This is a genomic window from Vibrio sp. S457-15 (assembly GCF_000960545.1).
Lineage (GTDB): Bacteria > Pseudomonadota > Gammaproteobacteria > Enterobacterales > Vibrionaceae > Vibrio > Vibrio parahaemolyticus.
The window spans coordinates 1-3,464 of record NZ_JYOQ01000026.1; the positions used below are offsets into that span (position 1 = coordinate 1).

Here is a 3,464-nt window from a genome sequence, read left to right on the forward strand (position 1 = left end):
TGCCAATTTTGAATTTTTACCACGCTAGTTAACACTGAAATTGAACGTCGATACGACAATTTCAACTTTGAGCTTTTACCACTAGATCTTGCGATATAGCTGCGTTTTTCCTCTTGCAAACTAACGCCCTGTTAAGGTGTGAGCAACGCAATACCGAAGCTCCCGCATACCGCCTTAAACACTAAACCCAACGCATAGTAAAAATGCCATGCGTTGCGAATCACTCTTGAACAGTTTGTTATAACCGTCTACAACAGTGCCTGTAACTTAGTCAAAATAACCTCGGAATATAAACCCGACAAAACACCAATGATTAGCCCACCGACAAAATCCTCAACCGTAATTGCTTTTGTTGTTTCAGGCTTTCTTGATACAAGCAAGCTAACGACTAACCCCAAAGCTATACTACCTAAAAGTACTTCCCAATTGATGGTAGGTAGATCTGTACCAGAAACTAGCGTACTTTTAATAACATACCCAACTAAAGCTCCAATCATTCCCCCAGTTGGAACAGCAAAGGCAGACGGAAGTATTAGAATCCTTGAAGTACTGGAGCGAGTATGCACTACATCATCAGCCATCTTATAAGAAGCCTTAAATGATACATCCATTCTCTTTTGCTTTAACAAATGCGGAGCTCTGAAAGAAAAGGGGAAAGAAATTGTACTTCCCACTGGGAGTGAAACACCTTTCGAAAAGGTTCCATTTTGTGCTTTTTCAAGACGCTCAATAACCCTTTGCAATTTATCTTTATTTATTGCATAGGCTTTAGGTAAAAACGAATCTGTTGATTCAAAGCTTATAACCTCTTTCTCTAGCCGTTCAACGTCCTCCCATTCATCAATTCTTAATGCTTCTTCCGCCCAATAAGGTGTTGTAGGTTGCGATTTTCTTTTTGAAAAAATCGATGCATAAATATCTACGCTCTCAACGAAAAACACTGCCATAGACTCGACGAAAGACATTTTTTTACGGCGTTTTCTAGCGTAAGCACTTTCAACCGCTTTTTCCAATTCTCTAATCAGTCGTCTTTTCTTATCTTCCAATTCAGTCAAATTAGTTGCGTCTAAATCATCACCGACTGACAATACTCGACCTGCAGACAACATATTAAAAACTTGCAAATCCAAGATCGGCTGTCCAGAAATGTTCGTAATGTCCAAAGTCATCGAATATTCTTGGCTACCCGCAATATATTCCTGTGACCTTATGTTAATTGCTATGTGTTCCAATTCTTTCATTTTATACTCATAAGGTTATAACGCCCTGTTAAGGTGTGAGCAACGCAATACCGAAGCTCCCGCATACCACCTTAAACACTAAACACAACGCATGGTAAAAATGCCACGCGTTGCGAATCACTCTTAAACAGATTGTTATGTTTTAGTAGCCTCGATCTCATTGCCAGCAATAGTACACAAAACCAAACCACTTTCTTTTTCGCTAGAACTAATAACGAGTTTCCCAGATGAATCCCAAACTGAGCTTTTACCACAAGTTTTCCAGCCACCTGTTTCTGAGATATGGTTGCTTAGAAGTACTGGAACTCGTTGCTCTAAAGCAATTTCGGATAGGATTTTAGAGTCAGCGGTAAAGCCATTACCAGAAATTAGAGCACTTACAACATAAGCATCTGCACCGAGCTTTTTAGCTCGCTGAGAATGTTCCGGTGTTATAAAGTCGGCACAAATAGCCAGTGCTATTTGATGCCCATTAACAGTAAAGAAGTAATCCGTCGTCCCAAAAGAACAATACTTATCTTCGCCTTCATGCAGATATTGCTTTGAATAAAATTGGACTGAGCCATCGGGAAAACAAACTACCGCACCTATTGTTGGCTTTGAGGAATTGTTAGCTTTTAGCGGGCAACCTGCAATAACTATAATCTCATTTTCAACTGACGCTTGAGAGAGTTCTCTAAAACTCAACGGCTCAGGCGAAAACGCTAGCTCAGCAACCAAATCTAACTCATAACCCGTCAATGATAATTCCGGAAAAACGACAACATCAACTTTGTAAGAAGATGATTCCGCGATCATTTTAATGTGATTTTCAATATTTCCACATAAGTCGCCTCTCACGAGCGGGATTTGAGCCAAGCTTATAATTACACCAGTTTCCAAGTTTCCTCCTTAAAACATAACGCCGCGTTAAGGGGTGAACAACGCAAGCCACCAAATCTAAATTATTGTGCCATAAACACAAAAGCTAAACTTAGAACCAAAATTGCCAAGCGTTGAGAATCCCTCTTGAACGCTTTGTTATGTGTGTGCCTGCTCTTGCACGACCCTCACCCACTTGGAACGCCACTCCTGCGCTTCCATTGGGTCTGGCCAGAACTCTTTCTGTTTACGGATAAGCCCATTTTCTACCGTATGGAAAGTAATAGCACGCGCCTTTTGAACGCTATCAGATATAGATACATCAGTGACTACTGTTTCGCCATCGCAGACGATTGAATGAACGACGAACTCCCAAGTACCATTTGCTGGATAGAAAGAGTTGATTGCTGTGAAGTTGTCTCGTCCAACAGTAAGCTCACCAGATTGAGGCCAAAACCCTTCAAAATCTGGGCTAAGCCATTCACTTGCTTTCGCGAAATCATTAGTTTTCATTGCGTCCCAAAAAGCTAAGACGACTTCCTTTGAATTCATTATTTCCCTCCAAGCACATAACGCCGCGTTAAGTGGTGAGCAACGCAGACCACCCTACCTAAACCATTGTGCCGTAAACACTAAAGCTGAATCAAACTGAGAATGCCAAGCGTTGGGAATCCGTCTTAAACGCTTTGTTATGGCTCTGGACTTGAAAGGTACTCTGCGGCAACCCAACCTTTAACCCCATTACCTTTAATAAATACCCAACCACCACTTGTTTGAATAACCTCAACCTTGTCCCCAGCGACCACTTGATTGACTACCTTTGAGTTAGTCGTTGGTTCAGCTCTTACACGTAAACTTTTAACTTCAACCGTACTAAACAAGGTAACTGATTCAGGAGGAGAACCAAAAAAGTTGGCAACTAATAAGAAAGCTACAATGGTTAGCAACGTTTTACCTAGCAAGGAACTACCTTTACCAGTGTTTGACGAGACTTCCTTCGGATTACCGCTACCCGTTAAATTCTGACTATATGAAAGGCCGGAACCGGGAATTCCTACCGTTGCTTTCACACCCTTTTTGCCAATATTTACCGTAGCACCTGGCTTTCCGATTGAGGTGCTAACACCACTTTTACTAACGTTAACATGAAGTCCTGGTGCGATTTTTATACGCTTTCGAAATTTGAATCCCATAATTCCCTCTAGACAGCCAAACGTTGAATATCGTGTGAGCCATAACGCCCTGCTAAGGGGTGAGCAACGCAATACCAAAGCCGCCGCATACCACCTTAATCACCAAATTGAACGCATAGTAAAAATGCCACGCGTTGCGAATCCCTCTTGAGCAGTTTGTTAGTTTGCA

The 3,464-nt window shown here is 41.6% G+C and carries 4 protein-coding genes; all 4 read right to left on the minus strand.

The annotated features are described in order from the left end of the window. Positions 1-248: 248 nt before the first annotated feature. The 4 genes from UF05_RS02720 to UF05_RS02735 all read right to left on the minus strand — a co-directional run bounded on the left by UF05_RS02720 (position 249) and on the right by UF05_RS02735 (position 3,295). Positions 249-1,241 (minus strand): hypothetical protein, encoded by a 993-nt coding sequence (locus tag UF05_RS02720; protein ID WP_029860846.1) that lies wholly within the window; start codon positions 1,239-1,241, stop codon positions 249-251. Positions 1,242-1,376: 135 nt separating this feature from the next. Next, positions 1,377-2,123, minus strand: a complete 747-nt coding sequence (locus UF05_RS02725) for a carbon-nitrogen hydrolase family protein (RefSeq protein WP_045545078.1) — start codon at positions 2,121-2,123, stop codon at positions 1,377-1,379. 138 nt (positions 2,124-2,261) lie between these two features. Then, positions 2,262-2,654 carry a nuclear transport factor 2 family protein gene (locus UF05_RS02730; protein ID WP_082063939.1) on the minus strand — a complete coding sequence of 131 codons (393 nt, stop codon included), beginning with the start codon at positions 2,652-2,654 and terminating at the stop codon, positions 2,262-2,264. A 137-nt stretch (positions 2,655-2,791) separates the two neighbouring features. Then, complete coding sequence (locus UF05_RS02735; protein WP_045545076.1) at positions 2,792-3,295, minus strand: DUF4236 domain-containing protein; 504 nt, start codon at positions 3,293-3,295, stop codon at positions 2,792-2,794. Positions 3,296-3,464 lie beyond the last annotated feature (169 nt).